This is a genomic window from Cellulosilyticum sp. (genome assembly GCF_982396655.1).
On the sequence record NZ_CEVXFV010000095.1, the window covers coordinates 1 to 5,945 of the forward strand.

The 5,945-nt window shown below is 33.4% G+C and carries 7 protein-coding genes; 1 reads left to right on the plus strand and 6 read right to left on the minus strand.

The window, feature by feature from the left end:
• Nucleotides 1–4: 4 nt before the first annotated feature.
• The 6 genes from AC1VAQ_RS20565 to AC1VAQ_RS20590 form a co-directional block, all read right to left on the minus strand.
• A complete protein-coding gene (locus AC1VAQ_RS20565) occupies nucleotides 5–529 on the minus strand; it encodes an ERCC4 domain-containing protein (protein ID WP_479904489.1) in 525 nt (174 codons plus the stop codon).
• A 1-nt stretch (nucleotide 530) separates the two neighbouring features.
• On the minus strand, nucleotides 531–1,169 hold the full coding sequence (locus AC1VAQ_RS20570; RefSeq protein ID WP_479904490.1) for an AAA family ATPase: 639 nt from the start codon (nucleotides 1,167–1,169) through the stop codon (nucleotides 531–533).
• Between the two features lie 23 nt (nucleotides 1,170–1,192).
• Nucleotides 1,193–1,708, minus strand: coding sequence for a host-nuclease inhibitor Gam family protein (locus tag AC1VAQ_RS20575; protein ID WP_479904491.1), 516 nt, complete (start codon nucleotides 1,706–1,708; stop codon nucleotides 1,193–1,195).
• Between the two features lie 3 nt (nucleotides 1,709–1,711).
• Entirely contained in the window at nucleotides 1,712–1,906 is a 195-nt protein-coding gene (locus tag AC1VAQ_RS20580) for a hypothetical protein (RefSeq protein WP_479904492.1), read from the minus strand.
• A gap of 11 nt (nucleotides 1,907–1,917) precedes the next feature.
• Entirely contained in the window at nucleotides 1,918–2,112 is a 195-nt protein-coding gene (locus tag AC1VAQ_RS20585; protein WP_054744137.1) for a helix-turn-helix domain-containing protein, read from the minus strand.
• A gap of 556 nt (nucleotides 2,113–2,668) precedes the next feature.
• A complete protein-coding gene (locus tag AC1VAQ_RS20590) occupies nucleotides 2,669–3,682 on the minus strand; it encodes an AEC family transporter (protein WP_302600294.1) in 1,014 nt (337 codons plus the stop codon).
• A gap of 233 nt (nucleotides 3,683–3,915) precedes the next feature.
• On the opposite strand from AC1VAQ_RS20590, the gene AC1VAQ_RS20595 reads away from it, so the two are divergent.
• The gene (locus AC1VAQ_RS20595) at nucleotides 3,916–5,856 is read left to right on the plus strand and encodes an NAD(+) synthase (protein ID WP_479904493.1); all 1,941 of its coding nucleotides are present in this window, start codon (nucleotides 3,916–3,918) and stop codon (nucleotides 5,854–5,856) included.
• Nucleotides 5,857–5,945 lie beyond the last annotated feature (89 nt).

Below are 5,945 nucleotides of genomic sequence, written 5' to 3' on the forward strand. Positions count from 1 at the left end.
ATTTTTATATTTCTCCTTGTTTTAATATTTCTCTTAAGTTGTAAATTAAAGTTTTGTATATAAAATCACCACTATAAGTGCTATCTTTCATAAAAGTAACATGCAAGTTATACCTTGCCTCAAAAGCCTTAAGGGTAGCCATAAAACGTTTTTTGTCATACCCTGTACCATAATTACCTAATAATATATCCTCATAACTGGCATTCTCTATGAGTAAGTAAATCATCCCTTTTGCCCTCTGAAACTCTGCCTCGATACGTTCTCGCCCTTGCGTGAAATTGCCACTTAACTCATTTAAGTTGGCCTTGCGTTCTATGGCGCATGTGTTCTGCAAGTAATAGGGCTTGTGCAGGTGTGGTAAATCTACTTTGAGTGTATAATCTCCTGTGTCTACCTTTTCATAACAATAAGGTATTTTATGTCTGTCAAAATAACCTATAATGTGCTCACACTTCTGCTCTCTTGTATCCACTACCACAACAGCACGCTTTAAAATCTCGTTTATTTCTTTATCTGTGTACTTAAACATCCTAGTACTCCTCTAATACCTTCAAAACTGGCACAATGTCATTATCTATTTCATCTTCTTCAAAGGCTCCAAAAGGCGTTTTAGCTGTGGAGTTGTTGCTATGTGTTTCAAAGATATATCTGCCATTCTTGCACTTAGCCAGCAGTACTACATTAAACTTAGACTCAGGCACCAACTTATTCAGCTTCTTCCCTGTTGTTTTCATACGTGTCCAAGTATAGCCATCATCCATATGCTCGGTTTCACTGTGAGCTGTATAAATAATGGTTAAATCATCCCTTAAGCTACTCACAATATCTAAAATGTTATAGACATAGGTTACTAAGTCCATCCACTTATCAAAACCCTTTTCTTTAGACCTTCTCATTTCTTCGCCTACCATAATGCCATTTAAGGTATCTATCACAATATACTTCATATCTGTTTTTTCACTAATCCCTTTCATAAGTGCCAGGACTTTATTAGGGTCATCTGTGGCAATATAGTTTTTATTCTCGCTATTATATTGCTGCCTAAATCCACGCCATGCACTTTTCTTTTTATCTGCATCTATAAAATAAGTCTCCTGTGGATTTAAGTTTCTTAAAGATGTTGTTTTTCCGGCTCCTGATTCACCTATAATACATATTGCTTTAGCCATCACTATATCCTCCTAAACACTTTTTAATATTTAATCTCTAATTCTTCTGCTTTAGTCACCACACCTAAACCATCTATCTCAAGCATTTCGCCTGTTTCTGCATCTATAATGCTATCCTCTACAATAGTTAAGTTCTTTTTAAATTCGGCCCACTTAAAGGATAAGACTTCCTTCTTATTAATAAGGTCTTCTCTTTGATTCTCCTTCGCCCACTCTAAAAGCTTAGTTGCATCTTTTTCAAAATCCACTTTAGCTTTCTTTACAACTACATCACCATTAATAAGCTGTACTTTTCTTTGAGTCTTTGTTTCGCTTTGTGGCACTTGTTCAAATAGCTCTCTTAAATATCTTTCTTTTTCTTCTTTCTGAGCTTTAAAGTAAAATTGCTTTTCCTCAAACTTATCTTTTAATCTTTCAACTTGCATTTTAAACAGGGCTTCTAGCTCTGCAATCTTTGCATCTAGCTCCATAATATCTTCAACTAAGTTATCCATTTCTACTTTTACTTCTAATACTCTTTGATCTACTTGTAATGTCATTTCCTATTTCTCCTTTAAACCTATATCATCAAGTAACTTACACTTAATTACATACTGTGCTGCTAAAACATCTTCCTCACAAAGATAATCCATTACTTCTTTAACAAGGCTCTTATACCTCTCAATCTTCCACTTTAATATTGCATTCTCTACTGTCAGCTCTGCATGTTCATTTAATAGTCTGCTTGTAAATTCCATAGCCTTTCCTCCTACATCTCAAATAAGTATTCAATGCTGAGGTGTGGAAAATAAACCTCTTTAATTTGCATTGCTTCATTTAAAGTAAAGTGACTTTTCCCATTCATCTTACCTGAGATAGTTGCTTCTCTTACTTTTAGAAGTCTTGCAAAGTCTTTTGCTCGTACATTGTATCTACTCATTTCTGCTCTTAAGTTTCTTAACATTTCTTTTACCTACTTTCGTTTTTTAGTGCTGTGCTTTCGCTACAAGAACATAATAAAAGTTAAATTTGTACTGGGAATGAGCCGTTTTAAAGCCTTTTTTGAGCCGTTCTTGAACCTGATATGAGCCGTTTTTAAACCTTTTGTAAGCCGTTTTTAAACCCTTTATGAAGGAATAAAAATGGTAAAAAAATAAGCCTAAACGCAATGTTTAGACTCCATTTTATATAAATATTAGCTTATTCTGTTTCCTGGCAAATTTTCTTGCAAACTATATACAAAAAATGGTATATTAATTACTGAATTGAACAGTGGAAAACGCTAATAAAACAGCTTTTTGTATAGTATATATTCGTAAATTCCTTGATATTACTACACTCCAAAGAGTTCTATTACCTACACTTACAGCCCGAAAATGACACAATGGATCCTATCCTTTGTACACATGTTAATATTATAGGCAAGGTGATTGGGCTTTTTAGGGAATTCTAAATTTATAAAAACACACCATTTGGTTAAATTTAACCTAACATGGTGTGTTTTTATTTAAATAAATATTTTAAAATATACCTATCCCTTTAAAAATGCTAACGATAATAAATAAGGTTATCATAGATAATAAACTTGTCCATACAACCAACTGTCCGGCTAACTCTTCATCTGAGCCCATTTCTCCTGCCATAATGGCACTAGATACAGCTACTGGAGATCCAAATAATGCAATAAGTGCCGGATATTCTACAGCTGTAATATTTATAAAGCTAGTTATATGAGAAAGAACTAGTGCACTCATAAGCGCTATTCCAGGAGCAAGTATTAAACGCCAAAAGGTTCCGAGTGTAATTTCTTTAATCAGTTCTTTTACTGCTGAAAATTTAAATTGACCACCTAATACAATGAGTGCCAAAGGTGAGGCAACTGTACTTAAACTCTTAATTGCATGATAAAGAAATGGTAAATTCTTCTGGAGACTGAATACAGGATTTTTAGTCACCATGTCTACAGGTATGTATATACGAATAACCAAACAAGTAATCCCTAAAATAACACCACGTACAAGCGGATTTTTATAAATTGTTTTTAAAATACTTTTGACTGAAGGCTTGCTATCTTCTTCTCTAAATAAGGAAAGTGCAACAACGGCTAAAATATTAAAAAGAGGAATACAGAATGCAGATAAAATAGCTGCTACTGCTACTGCTTGGCTACCACCTATAGATTCTGCTAATGAAATACCTATAATAGCAAAATTAGACCGAAATATACATTGTAAAATAACACCCTTTTGTTTTTGCTTAGGAATGAATAAATGAACAGTAAGTACGCCAAGACAAAATAAAATCAAAATCATACTTATTGCAAATAAAATAATCCCACCATTCACGGTTGCTAAACTTTCTATATTATATACATTATAAAAAAGTAAGATCGGGAGTGCTATCTTAAATACAAATTTATTAGCAATTCTTAAAAAATAATCATCATAGAAATGAATCTGTTTTAAATAGTACCCTAGTATAATCAATAAAATAATTGGTAAAACGGCATTTGCTGCAAATATAAATGTCTCCATAATTGGTCTGCTCCTTTATTTTTATTTCATCAACTATTAAACCATATTTTTATATAAAGTGGTATTTTTTTTAGAAATTAAGGAAAATTAAATAGTAGAAAAATGTCTTTAAGACGTTCTTTACATTAGATATATATACTCACGTATAATATTATAGTATAATGTTTGATATAGTTTTACACTATTTGTTTACAAAAAGCGCTGATAGGCGCGAAAGATAAGGAGTTTGATAAATGGATCACCATTTTTTGAAAGTCTGTGCTGCTACACCACTTCTTCAAGTAGCAGACTGCCATTATAATTTTGAACAAATCATCACTTGCATTGAGCAGGCCACTTCCGAAGGAGCAAGTATTATTTTATTTCCTGAGCTTTGTATCACTGGTTATACTTGTGCGGATTTATTTTTCCAAACTACACTTCTAGACGAAGCTGAAATAACAATTGCAAAACTTTTAGATACTACTAAAAATAATGAACAGCTTATTATTGTAGGGGCACCAGTAGTCCACGAAAATCATTTATATAATGTAGCTTTTGTCCTTCATAAAGGTCAAATTTTAGGAATGGTTCCTAAGTCATATCTACCAAATTATAGTGAATTTTATGAAAAACGTTGGTTTGATTCAGGCCTTAATATAGATAAAGCTTATATCAATTACGCAGGTCAAACTAATATTTTATTTTCACCTCATACATTATTTAATGCAACTAATATACCTTACTTTAAGTTAGGCATTGAAATTTGTGAAGATTTATGGGCAATGCTTCCGCCAAGTACACTCCATGCACTAAAAGGTGCAACGCTCATCGTAAATCCTTCGGCAAGTAATGAAATTGTTGGTAAGAATCAGTATCGCCGAGAACTTCTTGCACAACAATCTGCTAAGACAATGTGTGCATATATGTACACTTCATCAGGAACGCATGAATCTACAACAGACGTTGTTTTTAGCGGACACAAACTTATTTATGAAAACGGTTACTGTATTGCTGAATCAGAACTGTTTCCACAAAAAAATGATCTTTTATATGGTATCATTGATTTAGAACGTCTTCATAAAGAGCGTATTAAACAAAATCATTCTCAGCCAAGTATGATGTTAAATAATTTAAATTATGAAACAATCTCTTTTGAACTTAAAGTTCCTGTCTTCGAATTTGATCGTTACGTAGATAATAAACCGTTTGTACCAGATAATGAAAACATGCGTAAGGAACGTTGTAAGCATATTTTTGATATTCAATCACATGGCCTTGCACGCCGTATGGCACATACAAAAGCTGAAACTTTTGTAGTAGGTATTTCTGGCGGACTTGATTCTACCCTTGCACTATTAGTCTGTGTCAAAGCTGCTAAGATTTTGGGCAAATCACCTACAAGTATTGTTGGTGTCACTATGCCAGGTTTCGGCACAACAGATCGTACCTATAATAATGCGGTTAATCTCATGAAGCTTCTTGGCATTACAGTACGTGAAATTTCTATCGTAGAATCTGCAAAACAACACTTAAAAGATATTGGACACGATTTTACAACACATGATGTCACTTATGAAAATGCACAAGCTAGAGAACGTACTCAAATCTTAATGGACTTATCAAATCAAACAAATGGTCTTGTTATTGGAACTGGCGACCTTTCAGAACTTGCATTAGGTTGGGCAACTTATAACGGTGATCATATGTCTATGTATGCTGTAAATGCATCTATACCAAAGACACTTGTGCGTTATCTTATTGACTATGTAGCTCACTTTGAAAGTGAACCACTTGTTCAAGAGATATTATTTGATGTCCTCGAAACACCAGTAAGTCCAGAACTCCTTCCTCCAGATAATGAAGGTAAAATTACTCAAAAGACAGAAGACTTAGTGGGACCATATGAACTTCATGATTTTTATCTTTATAATATGCTTCGCTTTGGTTATAAGCCTACAAAAATATTCTTCTTAGCTAAAGTGGCCTTTAACGATATTTATGACAATGAAACAATCTTAAAATGGTTAAAAGTCTTTTATCGTCGTTTCTTTAATCAACAATTTAAACGTTCTTGCTTACCAGACGGTCCAAAAGTAGGTTCAATTTGTGTCTCTCCGCGAGGTGATTTACGTATGCCATCAGATGCAAGTAGCCGTATGTGGCTTGAAGAAATTGAGCATTTAGAACTATAATTCATTATTACAAAAATAGGACTGCAATTGCAGTCCTATCAGATTGTTGACAAAAAGGTTCTAGAATGCATTGCATTCCAGAACCTTTT